15 protein-coding genes and 1 pseudogene are annotated in these 15,258 nt (G+C 70.8%); 6 read left to right on the top strand and 10 right to left on the bottom strand.

Features of this window, described 5'->3' with window-relative positions; all coding sequences use genetic code 11:
• Window positions 1-42: 42 nt before the first annotated feature.
• Window positions 43-1,170: a DUF998 domain-containing protein gene (locus ABS642_RS07745; protein WP_350352868.1), complete on the top strand. Its 1,128-nt coding sequence runs from the start codon at window positions 43-45 to the stop codon at window positions 1,168-1,170.
• An 11-nt stretch (window positions 1,171-1,181) separates the two neighbouring features.
• Here ABS642_RS07745 and ABS642_RS07740 read toward each other — a convergent pair whose 3' ends face one another.
• On the bottom strand, window positions 1,182-2,042 hold the full coding sequence (locus tag ABS642_RS07740) for a MurR/RpiR family transcriptional regulator (RefSeq protein WP_350352867.1): 861 nt from the start codon (window positions 2,040-2,042) through the stop codon (window positions 1,182-1,184).
• A gap of 73 nt (window positions 2,043-2,115) precedes the next feature.
• On the opposite strand from ABS642_RS07740, the gene ABS642_RS07735 reads away from it, so the two are divergent.
• Window positions 2,116-3,006 carry a BadF/BadG/BcrA/BcrD ATPase family protein gene (locus tag ABS642_RS07735; protein WP_350352866.1) on the top strand — a complete coding sequence of 297 codons (891 nt, stop codon included), beginning with the start codon at window positions 2,116-2,118 and terminating at the stop codon, window positions 3,004-3,006.
• Complete coding sequence (gene murQ, locus ABS642_RS07730; RefSeq protein ID WP_350352865.1) at window positions 2,996-3,931, top strand: N-acetylmuramic acid 6-phosphate etherase; 936 nt, start codon at window positions 2,996-2,998, stop codon at window positions 3,929-3,931. The genes ABS642_RS07735 and murQ overlap by 11 nt, the downstream gene beginning before the upstream one ends.
• 13 nt (window positions 3,932-3,944) lie before the next feature.
• Here murQ and ABS642_RS07725 read toward each other — a convergent pair whose 3' ends face one another.
• Together ABS642_RS07725 and ABS642_RS07720 are read right to left on the bottom strand one after the other, a co-directional pair.
• Window positions 3,945-5,930 carry a primary-amine oxidase gene (locus ABS642_RS07725; RefSeq protein WP_350352864.1) on the bottom strand — a complete coding sequence of 662 codons (1,986 nt, stop codon included), beginning with the start codon at window positions 5,928-5,930 and terminating at the stop codon, window positions 3,945-3,947.
• Between the two features lie 101 nt (window positions 5,931-6,031).
• The gene (locus ABS642_RS07720; RefSeq protein ID WP_350352863.1) at window positions 6,032-6,616 is read right to left on the bottom strand and encodes a TetR/AcrR family transcriptional regulator; all 585 of its coding nucleotides are present in this window, start codon (window positions 6,614-6,616) and stop codon (window positions 6,032-6,034) included.
• Between the two features lie 66 nt (window positions 6,617-6,682).
• Between ABS642_RS07720 and ABS642_RS07715 the strand changes: the two genes are divergently transcribed.
• Both ABS642_RS07715 and ABS642_RS07710 read left to right on the top strand, forming a co-directional pair.
• Window positions 6,683-7,219, top strand: coding sequence for a hypothetical protein (locus tag ABS642_RS07715; protein ID WP_350352862.1), 537 nt, complete (start codon window positions 6,683-6,685; stop codon window positions 7,217-7,219).
• Window positions 7,220-7,248: 29 nt separating this feature from the next.
• Complete coding sequence (locus tag ABS642_RS07710; protein ID WP_350352861.1) at window positions 7,249-7,914, top strand: SDR family oxidoreductase; 666 nt, start codon at window positions 7,249-7,251, stop codon at window positions 7,912-7,914.
• Window positions 7,915-7,931: 17 nt separating this feature from the next.
• On the opposite strand, the gene ABS642_RS07705 is transcribed toward ABS642_RS07710, so the two are convergent.
• The 7 genes and pseudogenes from ABS642_RS07705 to ABS642_RS07675 form a co-directional block, all read right to left on the bottom strand.
• Window positions 7,932-9,110, bottom strand: a complete 1,179-nt coding sequence (locus ABS642_RS07705) for a multidrug effflux MFS transporter (protein ID WP_350352860.1) — start codon at window positions 9,108-9,110, stop codon at window positions 7,932-7,934.
• 35 nt (window positions 9,111-9,145) lie between these two features.
• Window positions 9,146-10,129 (bottom strand): alpha/beta hydrolase, encoded by a 984-nt coding sequence (locus tag ABS642_RS07700; RefSeq protein ID WP_350352859.1) that lies wholly within the window; start codon window positions 10,127-10,129, stop codon window positions 9,146-9,148.
• A complete protein-coding gene (locus ABS642_RS07695; RefSeq protein ID WP_350352858.1) occupies window positions 10,126-10,311 on the bottom strand; it encodes a hypothetical protein in 186 nt (61 codons plus the stop codon). Before ABS642_RS07695 ends, ABS642_RS07700 begins: the two co-directional genes overlap by 4 nt.
• Before the next feature lie 86 nt (window positions 10,312-10,397).
• A pseudogene (locus ABS642_RS07690) lies at window positions 10,398-10,982 on the bottom strand (alpha/beta hydrolase fold domain-containing protein); the annotation flags it as partial.
• A gap of 190 nt (window positions 10,983-11,172) precedes the next feature.
• Window positions 11,173-12,141, bottom strand: coding sequence for an aldo/keto reductase (locus ABS642_RS07685; RefSeq protein WP_350352857.1), 969 nt, complete (start codon window positions 12,139-12,141; stop codon window positions 11,173-11,175).
• 11 nt (window positions 12,142-12,152) lie between these two features.
• On the bottom strand, window positions 12,153-13,253 hold the full coding sequence (locus ABS642_RS07680; protein WP_350352856.1) for a zinc-binding dehydrogenase: 1,101 nt from the start codon (window positions 13,251-13,253) through the stop codon (window positions 12,153-12,155).
• Between the two features lie 47 nt (window positions 13,254-13,300).
• The gene (locus ABS642_RS07675; protein WP_350352855.1) at window positions 13,301-14,035 is read right to left on the bottom strand and encodes an SDR family NAD(P)-dependent oxidoreductase; all 735 of its coding nucleotides are present in this window, start codon (window positions 14,033-14,035) and stop codon (window positions 13,301-13,303) included.
• 212 nt (window positions 14,036-14,247) lie between these two features.
• Here ABS642_RS07675 and ABS642_RS07670 point away from each other — a divergent pair, with 212 nt between their 5' ends.
• A complete protein-coding gene (locus tag ABS642_RS07670; RefSeq protein WP_350352854.1) occupies window positions 14,248-15,210 on the top strand; it encodes an aldo/keto reductase in 963 nt (320 codons plus the stop codon).
• Window positions 15,211-15,258: the final 48 nt, after the last annotated feature.

Genomic DNA, 15,258 nt, shown 5'->3' with positions numbered 1-15,258 from the left:
GCTGCACAGCACTGCTTCTAGGATGTGACCGGAGGACGGACGATGAAAGCTCTCGGAGACACGATCCTGCGCGTCCTGCGACAGGTGCGGGGAGCGGACAGGTCGGATGCCGTCTTCGAGGCGACGGCGCTCATCGTGGGGGCCGCGTTCCTGGTTCTCGGCTTCGCGATCGGGCTGCCGGTCTTCTGGGGCCGCGAGCTGGCGATCAGCGGAGCCGGATCGATCGGCGTCTTCGCAGCTGTCGGCGGCGCGGTCACGGCGGTCATCGCCTTCGTGGTGGGGCGTCTGGCAGTGCGCCCGGTAGAGCCGGACGCCGAGGGACTCCGCGACGGGTTCAGCGTGCCGGGCGACCGGCTGCGCTGGTATGACCTCGTCGCGATCGCCTTCGCCCACGCGGCGATCGCCTACCTCGGCTGGATCGGGATCGCCGAACTGCTCGAGCGCAGCTTCACCGATGCCCCGGTGTTCGCGTTCCCCGGCGCGGTGCTGGTCGCTGTGGCGTTCGCGCTCACCGGGTACGTCTCGTTCCTCAGCGCCGTCGCGCTCACGCCGACGGTGCTGTCGCTCGTGCTGGCGGTGTTCCTCGTCGTGGGCGCCTTCGCCAGCATGCTCGCGTCGAGCGACCCGCACTGGTGGCGCGACAACCTCTCTGCGCTCGGGATGAGCACCAACAGCGCCTCGCTCGCCTTCAACGTCACGCTCATCATCGCGGGTGTCATGGTGACGACGATCTCGCGCTACGCGACGGCCGGCCTGCCGGCGTCGGACCCGATCGACCGCCGTGGCCGATTCATCGTGCGCGGCGGCCTGATCCTGCTGGGCGTCTTCCTCGCCTGCGTCGGCGTCTTCCCCGTCGACGAGTTCTTCCTGGTGCACAACACCGTGGCGACCGGCATGACGGTGGTGTTCGCGGTCGTCGTGGTCGGACTGCCGTGGTTCCTGCGCAGCATCCCTCGGGTCTTCGTCGTGTTCGGCTGGGTGTACGTGCTGGTCATCCTGCTGCTGGCCGTGTTCTTCGCGATCGGCTACTACAACCTCACGGCGGTGGAGCTCATCGCGGCCGTGCTGATCTTCAGCTGGATCATCGTGTTCCTGCGCACGGCGAGCTCGGCGGGATCGCCACGCGTCCCCGCCCCCGCTCTGACGTCGGAGGACGCGCCGGCGCACTGACGGCTCCGGCTTCAGTCGTCGCGAAGCGCCCTGGCCGCGTCGGCCGTCCGCTGGAGCGCGTGCACGGTGTGGGCATGGCGGCGCTGGGCGACGCCGACGAAGAGGCAGTCGACGAGTGCGAGCTGAGCGATCCGGCTGACCATCGCCCCCGCCCGGAAGCGGGGTTCGCGCGCATGGCTGAACAGGGCATGGTCCGACTCGCGCACGAGAGGGGAGTCGACGACGCTCGTGACCCCGATCGTGGTCGTGCCGGCTCCGCGCGCGGCCTGCAGGAATCGCACCGTCTCCCTGGTGGACCCCGAGTTCGAGAATCCGATCGCGACCGCCTTGGTCGCGCTGAGCGAGGCGGCGGCACTCGCCTCGTGCGCGTCGGACAGGACGATCGCCGAGCGGCCGATCCGCAGGAGCTTGTGTCCGAGGTCGTCGGCGACCAGGCGGCTGGCGCCGACCCCGAAGAGCAGGATCCGGTCGGCCTGGTCGATCGCCTCCACCGCGGCGGCGAGCACGTCGAAGTCGAGATTCCCGATCGTCTCCTCGATCGCGAGCAGCTCGAGCGCGGCGATCTTGCCGACGGCATCCGGGAGCGTGTCACCCGTCGCGATCTCGGAGCCGAACCCGGCGGGGGCGTTGAACTGCACGGATTCGCGTCCGAGCTCGGCGGCCAGCGACATGCGCAGGGCGGCGTAGCCGCGAAGCCCGATGACACGGCAGAAGCGCACGACCGAGGCGACGGAGGTGTCGCAGAGAGCGGCGAGCTCGGAGATCGTGCTCTCGACGGCGGTGGTGGGATCGTCGGTGATGACGCGGGCGATCCGGGCGAGCGACGGCGGGAGTGTCTCGGCTGCCGTCGCGATGGTCGTCTGGATGCTCATGCCACTCCTTGGCTCGGAAACGACCGGATGAACAATTGTTCCACGAATAGCGGGATCTGCGTAGACTATTTTCATGAGTTCCCCGCGTCCCGCCGTCGCCGTCGATCTCGGCAAGTCCCGGTGCCGCGTCTCGTCAGGCGACGTGGTTCGTGAAGGTCTCGGCGCCCCGGGTCTCGCCGCCGAAGACGGTGTGACTGCCGCGATCGCCGCCATCCTGCCCCTGCTGCCGGATGGCGGGGAACCCCTCGACCTCGTCGGTGTCGGCGCCGCAGGCGCGTGGGCCGCTCCCGGCGCAGCACAGCAGCTCGCCGACGCGCTGGCAGCGGCGACGGACGCCAGGGTCGCCGTCGCGTCCGACGTCGTCGCCGCCCACGCCGGTGCGCTCGAGGGCGGCGAGGGCGTGCTCCTCATCGCCGGCACCGGTGCTGCCGCACTCGGCATCGACGCCGACGGCGCCCGGCTCGTCGACGGATGGGGCCCCGAGCTCGGCGACTTCGGGAGCGGCTCATGGCTCGGACGTGAGGCCCTGCGCGCGGTGCTCCGCGCATCCGTCGGCCTCTCACCCGACACCGTGCTCGTCCCGGCGATCGAGACGCGCATCGGCACGGCATCCGACATCATCGGCTGGCTGGCGGATCCCGAACCGCTCGCGCGTCGCCTCGCGACCTTCGCCCCGCTGGTGCTCGACTCTGCGGCAGCGGGCGATCATGTGGCCGGCGGGATCGTCGAGGAGGCCGTGCGTCTGCTCACCGCATCCGCGGTCGCCGCCTCCTCCCGCACGCTCGCGGTGACGCTCCACGGCGGGCTCACCCAGCATCCCTGGTTCCATGCCGCCCTTGTCGCCTCGCTGCAGTCGGCAGGGCGACAGACCGTGCCCGCTGCCGGCACCGCTCTCGACGGCGCGCTGCTCCTCGCGCGCCGGGTCGATCTTCCCCACGAAAGGTTCGTGCACCGTGCCGAATGACGACGTCCGACTGACCGCCCTGCTCTCGGTGCTCGAGAGCCTCGACACCGAGGCGTCGACCACGGAGCGCGGCGACCTCGACCTGCTCGACACCGCCGAGCTCATCCGGCGGATGAACGCCGAGGACCGCCGCGTCCCGGCCGCGGTCGCCGAGCGCGCCACCGAGATCGCCTCCGCGATCGACGGGATCACCGCGCGGTTCCGCCGCGGCGGACGGCTCATTTACATCGGTGCGGGCACGGCAGGACGCATCGGAGTGCTCGACGCGAGCGAGTGCCCTCCCACGTTCGGCACGGATCCCTCGATGGTCGTGGGCCTGATCGCCGGCGGCGAGACCGCGATCCGATCCGCCGTCGAGAACGCGGAGGACGACGACGAGGCGGCCGCCTCGTCGCTGCGCGACCTCGACCTCTCCGCGAGCGACACGGTCGTCGGCATCTCGGCTTCGGGGCGGACGCCCTATGTCGTGGGCGGGCTGGACTATGCGCGGGGTCTCGGCGCGCTGACGGTCGCGATCGCCTCGAATGCGGGGTCCGCGATCGGTGCAGCCGCCGAGATCGCGATCGAGGTGGTCACCGGACCCGAGTTCATCTCCGGATCCACGCGGTTGAAGTCCGGCACCGCGCAGAAGCTCGTGGTGAACATGCTCACCACCCTGTCGATGATCAAGCTCGGCAAGACCTATCGCGGCGTGATGGTCGACCTGCTCGCCACCAATGAGAAGCTCCACGCCCGGTCCATCCGCACGGTGTCGCAGCTCGCGGGCGTCGGCGTCGACGAGGCCTCCGTCGCGCTCAGGGCCGCCGACGGCTCGGTGAAGCTCGCCCTGCTGATGCTCGCCGCCGACGCGTCGCCCGAGGCCGCGGCATCCGCTCTCGTCGACGCCGACGGCATCCTCCGCGACGCGATCGCCGCCCTCGCCTGACGCTGCGGTCGCGTCAGTGCCCGCAGTTGCAGGCGGCGCCTCCGCCGCAGCATCCGCCGGCTCCCGGTGCGGCGTGTGCCTGGGATGACTCCGGCACGTCCATCGCGGGGTTCTGGTCGAGGAAGCCGTTCGGCTTGAACCAGAAGCCTGCGTAGTCGACGGGCATGATGGGCCAGTCCTCCGGGCGGGGGAAGTGCGTGAGCCCGAACGTGTGCCACAGCACGATGTCCTCGCCGTCGATCGAGCGATCTCCTGCCGAGTACTCCGGCAGTCCCGCCCCGCCCTGATGCGCATTCGGGTAGCGGCCGGCCGGCCAGATCTGACCCGGCTCATGCCGCGTCGCCCAGAGATGCTTGGTGGCGAACGCGGCACGTGCGGCGACCGACGACGCCGGGTCGGCCATGAGCAACGCGGTCGGCTCGGGGATGAGGTGGTAGGCGGTCGGTCGTCCGACGCGGTTCGTCTGCGTGGCGCTCTGCACCTCCCAGACGCGCGCGACCGACGTGTCCGCCTCGCGCTGCGCCGCGTGCTCCGTGGCGAGGAGCGTCTCCGACCACGTGAACGCGTTGCCGAAGGGGTTGTCCGGACCCATCGGCACGCGCTGGGCGTCGATCTCGACGAGCCGGTTGTCCTCCCCGTCGATCGCGACGTCGAGCCGCGCGCAGAACAGGTGCTGGTGCACGGGTGCGAAGACGCCGGGGGCGAGTTCGGTCGCGTGCTTCTGGCGGACTCCGGGCTCGCCCGCGGCGGCGAAGACGATCCCGGTGGCCTTGGCGACGACCTCGATCGAGCCGTCCAGGTAGAAGTGCCAGTAGAAGCCGTAGTCGTAGTTGCCGATCGTCGAGAAGTACGACACCACGAAGCGGCGCGACCGGCGCACGTCGGAACGGCCCGACAGGTCGGTGTGCTTCCAGAGGATGCCGTAGTCCTCCTCGTGCATGCAGATCACGTTCGGGATGCGCACGGGGTTGCCGTGATCGTCGGCGACGTAGCCGTCGACGTACCGGATGACGCCGAGGCAGTCGCAGCCGAGCTCCAGGTGGTTGGCGTTCTTGCCGAGCAGGTATTCGCCGGCGTCGAAGTAGCTGATCCAGAAGCGTCCTGGTGCGGTGTCGCCGTAGGGCACGACCATCTCGGGCACGCTCGCCCTGCTCAGCACCGAGCGCCCGCCGAACGAGACGTCGTGCAGCACGAGGCCCTCGCGCGCGTTGAAGTCCACGCGCATCGACCAGCCCTCCCACTCGACGAGCGAGCCGGTGACCGTGAAGCTCGGCCCCTCGGGCTGCGTGATCTCGATGGGCTTGAGCGTCGTGCGCGCGGCGCCCTGCGCCTCGGGGTAGTAGTTGCCGTGACCGGCCGGCACCGGCACATCGCCGTGGTCCTCGACCCGGATGACGCTGTTCGTCGTGAGATCGATGTGCACGATGAGGCCTTCGACGGGGTGCGCCCACGGGGAGTCGGCCTCGTCGTGCTTCAGGAACGTGAGGGAGCGGATGACGCGGCGACCGACCTCGTCGGCGCGGCCGGTGTATCCCGGGGCGAGCGGACCGCAGAATGCCAGCGCCATGTGGTCCGCGAGGCCGCGGCGCGTCATCGCGGCCTGCCACTCGGGGGAGGCCTTCGCGATCGTCTCGGCGCGCTCGTACTCCTCGAAGAGGTACTGCGGCTGGCCGTAGGGCGGCGCGTCGTTGGGCACCCGCTCGGCGCGGACGACCTCGCCGCGGGTGAGGGAGACGATGACCTCGGTGGCGACCCCCGTGGCGATGTCGAGCAGGGTGACGTCGGCGCGGCGGTCGATCGGAGAGCCGGGGCGCCACGCGGCGCGCTCCTGCTTGGTCGGCTCGTCGGGGAGCAGCATCGGCACGCGCGTGGTCTCGGTCATGAGCCCGGCGGCGTCGAGTACGGCGCGGGCGGCGGCGATCTCGGCGCCGGTGAGCGGATCGAGCGGATGCGGGACGGCGATCTTCTCGATGGAGACGGGCTGCGGGTGGTGGGACATCGTCGACCTCACTATTTTCGAGCAAACGCTCAATAAACGGGTTGGCACGATCGTACGACGGAACGCCCGGCGTCACAAGACCCGGGCTGCAGCCGTGCGGCTCAGGCGCGCCAGGGGGCCAGGATGCCCTCGAGCACGGCCAGGTGCGCCGAGGCCGGCTGGGGCTCGGTGACCTCGACCACCTGCTGCCCGTAGGTGATCGAGCGCAGCAGCGCCATCACGGCATCCTGCGGGGTCTCGGCGCGGAGCGCGCCGTCGGCGACCGCCTCTTCGAGGGAGGAGCGGATGCTGTCCTGCCAGGTCGCGAGGGTGGGCGCCCCGGCATCCGGCGTCGATTCGAGGGTGGCGATGCGGCCCCAGAATCCGACGACCACGTGGGCCTCGGTGCGCGTGCGCTCGTCGATCGGAAGGACCTCGCGCATGAGCGCGTGCAGTCGGGGGAGGCCGCGAAGGCCCGCGGTGGCGTCGGCGATCCGCGTGTCGGTGCGACGGGTGACCTCGGCGGCGGCGGCACGCACGACGTCGTCGAACCCGTCGAAGTAGTGCCAGAGCGATCCGGTCGCCACCCCGAGCTCCTTGGCGACCGCGCGCGACGACACGTTCTCGTGGCCCTCGCGGGCGGCGACGGTCAGCAGCGCCTCGGCGATCTGCCGGCGGCGCTCATCGTGATCGACGATGCGGGGCACGTTCACATCCTGTCGTATTCGCGGTGGGTGTAGCTATGTTGAGCGTCCGATCAATATACTTCGCGGGTGGAGCATCTCCTGCCGGCGGCGCCGTGGCTGATGGCCGCGGCGGCGATCGTCTCGGCCGTCGCCTGCGTGGCCGCGTGGCGATCCGTCCCCTGGCAGGGCAAGCAGTCGGCTCTCGTGATGGCGGCGGTGATGCTGCTGGTGGCGGCGGGCGACGGAAGTCCGGTCGTCGGTCTGATCCTCGGGGCGGTGCTGCTGCTCTCGGCGATGCTCGGGACCATGGGAGTCCGCGGAACCCCGGCCGCCGCGACGTGCTGCCACCGTGCGCTCGTCTCGCTGGTGATGGCGATCTGCTCCTTCGAGAGCGCATCGACCGGGCAGGCCGCCGCCGTGGCGGGGCACGGCCATGGGCATGGCCAGGGCGTGACGGGTCTCCTCTCGGTGCTCGTGGTGGTCGGGGTCATCAGCGTCGTGCTGTGGACGGTCGTCGCGGAATGGGTGCTCGAGCCGGTGCACCACGGCCGCACCGCGCGCCTGCTCACGACGGAGGCCTGGGCCATGGCGGCGGGTGTCGCCGTGATGTGCCTCGGGTTCTGACCGCCGATGTCGTCCGGTAGCGTGGCCGGATGCCTGTCGCCCTGATCACCGGAGCCGCGCGCGCGAACAGCATCGCCGCCGGAATCATCCCTCGCCTGCGTGCCGCGGGTTGGACGGTCGCCACCAGCGATCTGCACGACGCCGACCACACGGCGGATCTCTCGACGGCGGACGGCCCCGACGCCTTGATCGCCGAGGTCACCGCCACGCACGGCACCATCTCCGCACTGATCCTGAGCCACGCGCACGACGTCGAATCCGGCATCCTCGACACGACCGCCGAGAGCTTCGACCTGCACGTCGCTGTCAACGCGCGGGCGAGCCTGCTGCTCATCGCGGCTTTCGCCCGCCAGATCGGCGACGCGGGCGGTGCGATCGTGGCGCTCACGAGCGACCACGTCACCGGGAACCTGCCGTACGGCGCGTCGAAGGGTGCGCTCGACCGGCTCGTGATCTCCGCGGCGCGCGAGCTCGGCCCGCGCGGCATCTCGGCGAATGTCCTGAACCCCGGCCCGATCGACACCGGGTGGATGGATGACGCCACGCGCACGCAGCTGCGCGAGATGACCCCGCTCGGGCGCCTCGGGCGTCCGGCCGATGTGGCCGCGGTGGTGGAGTTCCTCGTCTCGGACGAGGGTCGATGGATCTCGGGGCAGCTCCTGAAGGCGGACGGGGCGTTCGGCGCCGACTTCTGATCAGGCGCGGCTTCCGATCAGCTGCGGGCGGCGGGGCGGACGAACGCCCAGGCGGCGATCGCTGCGACCGCCGCAGCGACGGTCATCGTCACGGCCATGGTCACGGCGTTCGTGCCGCCGACTCCTGCGGCGAGAGGCGCGACCACCGGTCCGAACAGGAACGTCGCCATGCCGAGCAGAGCGGATGCCGTGCCCGCTCTGGCGCGATGATGCGCGAGCGCGAGCGTCTGCCCGTTGGGGCCGCCGATCCCCGAGCACAGCATGAAGCCGACGAGCGCCGCGACGACACCGGAGACCCCCGTGCCGCTCAGAGCCAGCACGAGGAAGGTCGTCGTCGCGATCAGGGTCGCGGTGATCCCGCCGAGATAGATGTTCAGCGGGCCCCAGCGGCGCACGACGAGGCGGCTCGCCTGACTTCCCGCGATGCTGGCCAGGGCGCCGCCCGCGAAGGCGAGGCTGAATGTCTGCGGCGTCAGGCCGAACTCGTCCTGCAGGACGAACGACGACATCGACAGGTAGGTGAAGAAGGCGACGCCGCCACCCGCCGCAGCGATCAGCACCGAGGTGAAGAGTCTGTCGCTCATGACGGCGCCCGCGTGTCCGCGCAGCGCCTGCAGACCGCCGCCGTGACGTTCCCCCACGGGCAGGGTCTCGGGCAGCGCGAAGACGACGACGAGCAGCAGGACGACCCCGACGGCGCCGAGCACCCAGAAGATCCCGCGCCAGTCCATGATGCGGGCGAGCTGGCCGCCGACGACCGGCGCGATGATGGGCGCGGTGCCGGAGACGAGGAACAGCAGCGACAGCATCCGCGAGAGCTCGACGCCGTCGAATTGATCGCGGGCGATCGCGAGGCAGATCACGATCCCGGCCGATCCGGCGAGTCCCTGGAGGAACCGGGCGAGCAGCAGGAGCTCGATGGTCGGGGCCGTCGCACACACCGCGGAGAGCACGGCGAACGCCGCGACCCCGACCATCAGCGGCAGGCGTCGGCCGAAGCGATCGCTGAGCGGGCCCGCGATCAGCTGCCCGAGTCCGAGACCGATCATGCACGCCGACATCGTCGCCTGGCCGAGCGCCTCGGTGGTGCCGAGGGATGCCGCCAGCTGGGGCAGCTGCGGCAGATACAGGTCCATCGACAGCGGCCCGAAGGCCTCCAGCATCCCCAGGACGAGCATCGCGTGCAGCGTGCTCATCCGCGGGCGGTGCGGCTGACCCGGCGCGGGGATGCTCATTCGTCGAGGTGCAGGATGCGGCGCAACCAGCTCTCGCGCGCGGCGTTGGCCGCCTTCGAGACCTCGGCGTCGGGGGAGAACCCGTGGAAGCCGTGATACCCGCCGGCCCAGACGTGCAGTTCGGCCTGCCCGCCGGTCGCCCAGATGCGCGTGGCGTAGTCGACGGCCTCGTCGCGGAACGTCTCGGCGGCGCCGACCTCGATGAACGCCGGGGCGAGACCCGACAGGTCCGTCGCGCGCGCCGGAGCGGTGTACGGCGAGACCGCGTCGGTGAACCGCTCGGTGCCGGCGATCGCGTCCCAGGCGGTGTCGTTGTTGTTGCGATCCCAGGCACCGAAGCCGTCGTACTGCCGGGCCGACACGGTCTCGTTGCGATCGTCCAGCATGGGGCAGCCGAGAAGCTGTCCGGCGAGCCGAGGGCCCCCGCGGTCGCGAGAGAGCAGCGCCACGGCGGCCGAGAGCCCGCCGCCGGCGCTCATGCCCGAGGCGATGATCCGGTCAGGGTCGATCGCGAGCTCGTCGGCGTGCGCCGCCATCCACTCCAGCGCGGCGTAGCAGTCCTCGGCCTGGGCGGGGCCCGGATGCTCGGGTGCGAGGCGGTATTCGACGGCCACGCCGACCACTCCGTGGCGCTCGGCGAGGTCGATGAGCTCGCCCGTGCCGAAGAAGCGCGTGCCGAGCACCATCCCTCCGCCGTGGATCGAGAGCACCGCCGGCGCCGGTCCGGACGCGGCACGGGACGGTCGGACGATCGTGATCTCCAGATCGGGCGCGCCCTCGGGTCCGGAGATCACCCGGTCCTCCCAGGAGACCGCCCGCCCCTCGGCCTGCACGGTCATCGGCGGGATGATCGTGGCGAAGTGATCGCGGTTCGCGTGGATCGAGTCGGCGCGCAGGGGGATGATCTCGACGAGGCTCACGAAGGCGTCGAGTCCGGCCACGAGCTCGGGGTCGTAGGGGACGGGCGCGGGAGCGGTCATCGTGCGACGCTCCAGATCCGTCGCAGCCAGGAGGCGCGGGCGGCGAGGGCCGCACGCGAGATCTCGGCATCCGGCATGTACATGTCGAAGCCGTGCGCACCGCCGCCCCAGACGTGGAGCTCGGCCTGACCGCCGGTGGACCAGATGCTGAGGGCGTATTCGGTGTCCTCGTCGCGGAACATCTCCGCCTCGCCGACCTCGATGTAGGCCGGGGGAGTCCGGACAGGTCGCCCGCGCGGGCGGGCGCCGCGTAGGCCGGCGCGTCTGCGCGGAAGGCGAGGTCGTCGCCGAGCACGCACGACCAGGCGAGCAGATTCATCTCGCGCTGCCAGGTGCCGATGCCGTCGTACTGCCGGCTCGAGACGGTGGTGTTGGTGTTGTCGATCATGGGGCAGAGCAGCAGCTGGCCCGCCATGACGGGACCCTGCCGATCGCGGGCCATGAGGGCGACGGCGGCCGTGAGGCCTCCGCCTGCGCTGCCGCCGCCGACGATGATGCGCTCGGGGTCGACGCCGAGTTCGGACGCGTGCGCGTGCAGCCACACGAACGCGGCGTAGCAGTCCTCGACGCCGGCGGGGAACGGATGCTCCGGAGCCAGGCGGTATTCGACGTTGACGGCGACCACCCGGTGCTCGGCGACGATGTCCACGACCCGACCGGTCTCCCACGAGCGGTGACCGACGATCATGCCGCCGCCGTGGATGTTGAGGAACGCGGGAAGTGTTTCGGTGTCGCTGTCCCGGGGGCGGAAGATCGTGATCTCGATGTCGGGATCGCCCGCAGGACCAGGGATCACGCGGTCCTCCCACTCGATGTCGCGACCGGCGATGACGGCCGTGTTGTCGGGGAACATCGTGTCGGTCCCTTCGCGGGGGAGTGACGCCCGGGTGAGTGCGGGTTGCGGGTTCTTCGCGAGCTCGTCGAGCACGGCCTGCACTTCGGGGTCGAAGGGCACGGGCGTGACGGTCGGGTGGCCGGCGGCGGTGGCGGTCATGGGTCTCTTTCGTTCGTGAGCGGTTCGCTGAGCGTGTCGAAGCGCCGGATCAGGGGCCTTCGGGCGAGACCACGTCGCGGTCCGCCCAGAACGGTTCGACGAGGCTGCGCAGTTCGGCGGCGCCGATGCGGTCGACGAGGGCGGCGGCGTCCAGGTTGGCCCGCAGCTGCTCGACGCTCGAGGCGCCGAACAGGGTCGTGGTCAGAGCCGGGTGGGTCAGGGTGAAGGCGATGCCCAGCTGTGCGGGAGAGACGTCGAGCGATGCCGCCAGCGCGGTGAACGCGGGGACGTCATCGATGATCCGTTCGCGGATGTCGCCGGGGTCGCGTCCGATCTGACGATCCCCGTTGATCTTCCCGGCCAGCACACCGCCCTCGAGGCAGTCGGAAGCCTGAAGGGTGAGTCCCTGCTCCCAGAGTCGGGCGAAGGGCTCGCCGTCGGGGATGGAGCGCCGGGACACGCTGTACTTCAGTTGCGCGATCTGCGGACCGGCGACCCCCTCGGTCGTCGCGATTTCGATCAAGGTCTGGATGCTCGTGGCCGACCAGTTGTTGACACCCCAGGTGCGGATGAGTCCGGCATCCGTCAGCCGAGCGAGATCGAGCACGAGGTCGCGCAAGTCTAGGTCGTCGCGGCGCAGATCGCCGAGGATCACCAGGTCGGAGTGCTCCACGCCGATGCGCATGAGCGCGTTCTCCAACTGCGGCCGGAAGCCGTCGGCCCCGAACGACTCGAGCCACAGCTTGGACGACAGCAGCCACTCCTCGCGGCGGAGTCCGGCCGCGCGGACCATGCCGGCGAAGATGACGTCGGTGAAGACGGGCGGCATGCCCGGCGCGGAATACACGCCGACGTCGAAGAGATCCACGCCCCGATCCACGGCCTCGCCGAGCATCGCGACAGCATCGGCGAAGTCCATCCGGTCATAGGTGTGCCAGGAACCGAGGGAGAACAGGGAGGCGTGGATGCCGCTGCGGCCGATCTCGCGGCGGGGAAGCGGGGTGGTGGCGGTGGGCATGGTCGTGGTCCTCACAGGCTCGGGTCGATGACGGCCTTGACCTCATCGAGGTGGTGCATGTTCGCGATCTTCGCGGAGGCCTCGGCGAGTCCGACGGGCTCGCTGAAGAGCGCGTCCCACGGGTACCGGTCGGCGAAGGCGGTGAAGAAGTCGATGGCGCGGGCGTAGTCGGAGATGTCGCCGTTGAGCGAGCCGACCACGGTGAGCTCCTTGCCCATGATCGTGCTGAGCGGGAAGCCGTCGCCGGCGGGGCCCGTCGAGCCGACGATCGCGACCGTGCCGCGCTGTGCCGCCATGCCGATCGCGTCGGGTCCGACGCTCGGCGCTCCGGCGAAGTCGAAGACATGGTCGGCGCCGTGGCCGCCGGTCAGCTCCATGACCTGCTCGATGACCGGGCCCTCGCGGAAGTCGACCACGGCATCCGCCCCGAATCGTGCGGCGAGCTCGAGACGGGCTGCGGGTGCGCCGACGGTGATCACCTGTCCTGCGCCGGCGATCTTCGCGACCGCGGTCGCGAAGATGCCGAGGGCGCCGGAGCCCTGGACGACCACCGTCGACCCGGGGCGGACACGGCCGGCCCGTTCGAACGCGCGGAGCACGGTCTTGGCCGCGCACCCGGCCATCGACGCCCACGTGTCCTTCACGGATGCCGGGAGCAGCAGCTTCGCGGCCCCGGGGGTCACATAGGCGTATTCCGAGAGCCCGGCGGTCGCGAAAGGGTGCACGTCGGCCCGCTGCAGGAAACCGTAGCCGCGGCGCGAACACGCGACGGGTTCCCGGAGGACGACGCATCCGTAGCACTCGCCGCAGGTCGACTCGGACCAGCCGATGCGATCGCCGGGGGAGAGGGGCCGGCCGAGGGCATCCTTCGTGTCGGTGCCGGCGGCGACGATCTCGCCGACCATCTCGTGACCGAGCACCATCGGGAGCATGCCGGGGAAGGTCATCTTCCCCTCCCAGATCTCGATGTCCGTGCCGCACAGCGTCGTGCAGGCGATGCGCACGAGGGCGGCGCCCGGCTCGATCTCGGCGGGAAGAGGGAGATCCTGCAGGGTGAGCGGTGAGCTGTGCGCGGTGAGCACGGCGGCCCGCGTCGTGGTGGGGAGGGGCATGGCTGTCCTGTCTCGGGGAGTCACGGCGTCAGGGGGAGGTGGTCGGGTCAGACCAGGAGCTGTCCGCCGTCGACCGCGACGGAGACTCCAGTGATGTGGCTGGCGGCGTCACTCGCGAGGAACAGGACGAGCGGGGTGACCTGGTCGACCTCGGCGATCGCGCCGAGCGGGATGCGCGACTCCCAGGCGGCGCGGGCCTGCGGGTCGTCGGCGAAGGCGGCGGTCAGGGGAGTGAGGACGGGGCCGGGGGCGACGGCGTTCACACGCACACCGAAGGGGGCGAGCTCGATCGCGGCCGTGCGCGTCAGGGCGTCGACAGCGGCCTTGGTCGCCTCGTAGTGGCCGAGGCCGGGTGTGGGCTGCCGCGCGCCGATCGAGGAGATGTTCACGATGCTGCCGCGACCGGCCTCGGCGAGAAGGGCCCCGAAGACCCGGAGCATGAGGAACGTGCCGCGCACGTTGACGCGGAGCGCGGCGTCGACCACGTCGACCGGCACCTCCTGCAGGGTCCCTCCGCCGGCGACGATCCCGGCGTTGTTCACGAGCACGTCGAGTCCGCCGTCTGCGGCGATCCGCTCGGCGGCGGCGACGACGGATGCCTCGTCGCCGATGTCGAGCGCGAGGGCGGTCGCGCCGATCGCGGCCGCCGCTTCGGCCGCGGCATCCGCGTTCACGTCTCCGATGAAGACCGTGGCGCCCTCGGCGCGGTAGGCGGCGGCGATGCCGCGACCGAGCCCAGAGGCGCCTCCGGTGACCAGGATGCGGCGGGGGGATGCAGACATGTTCGTCCTCACTGACGGTGTTGCGACGGGGTGTCTCCGTTATATTCTACAAACATAGAAAAACACAACCCCGTTCGTCGAGCGAGCGGAGCGAGACGCTCTCTCGTTCGTTGAGCGAGCGGAGCGAGACGAAACGCCCATGCTCTCTCGTTCGCTGAGCGAGCGGAGCGAGACGAAACGCCCATCCGTCGACAAACCCCAGAGGAGCCGTCATGCCCGATCAGACATATACCCGGAGGTCGCTGCACCCGGGCGGCGCACCGGTGCCGCCGCTCGCGCTCGGGTCGTGGAACACGTGGGACCGCATGTCGCAGGACGCTGCGGTCTCGCTGATCCGTCGGGCCGTCGAGCTGGATGCCGGATTCTTCGACGTCGCGTACTACAACATGGGTCCGCACGCCGAGAACTCGAAGACCGACATCCTCTTCGGGGAGGCGCTCCGGAGGAGCGGGGTGGACCGCTCCGAGATCGTCCTGTGCGGCAAGCTCTGGCTGTGGGACTGGCCGAACCAGGGCTTCCGGGCGCAGATCGTCGAGTCGCTCGATCGTGCCGGCCTGGATCGATTCGACACGCTCGTGGTGGGCGACTACATCGACGCGCCCGACATGCCGCGCCTGGTCGCCGACGTGAGCGAACTGATCGGGGAGGGGCTGCTCGACTCCTGGGGCATCAACAACTGGCGGATCGAGCACACGCGAGATGCCTTGGCCGAGGCCGCGACTCAGGGGGTCGCGGGTCCCGTGTTCGCGCAGCTGAAGTACGGCATCGCTCGGCGCTCGATGGCGGAGGGGCAGGCGTACGGACCGCTGTTCGCGGACGGCACGCTGACCCTGCAGGCGTCCGACGTGTTCGAGGGCGGCATCCTCGCCACCGGTCGCGCGCCGCAGCGGAAGATCGGCGCCGATGTCGGCGGCATCCGCGAGCAGATCGCGGCGATCTACCCAGAGATCGAGCGCGTGGCTGGGGAATTCGGTGTCTCTCCCGCCGCTCTCGGCATCGCCTTCTGCCTGTCCAATCCGGCGACGGCGAACGTCCTCTTCGGTGCCTCCCGCCTCGCTCAACTGGAGCAGAATCACGCCGCGCTGGCGCTGGCCCGCGATCACGGCGCGGAGGTGCGAGCCGCGCTCGCCGGATGCTGGGTCGACCGGGATGTGAGGGCCGACGGGGCGTGGTGACCCCGCGGCGGGCGCCGTGCGCGTCAGCGGGCGTGCGTCAGCGGACGC

Origin of the sequence: Microbacterium sp. A8/3-1, from assembly GCF_040267695.1 — a bacterium.
Classification (GTDB): domain Bacteria; phylum Actinomycetota; class Actinomycetes; order Actinomycetales; family Microbacteriaceae; genus Microbacterium; species Microbacterium luteolum.
This window is presented reverse-complemented; position numbering and strand designations above follow the sequence as displayed.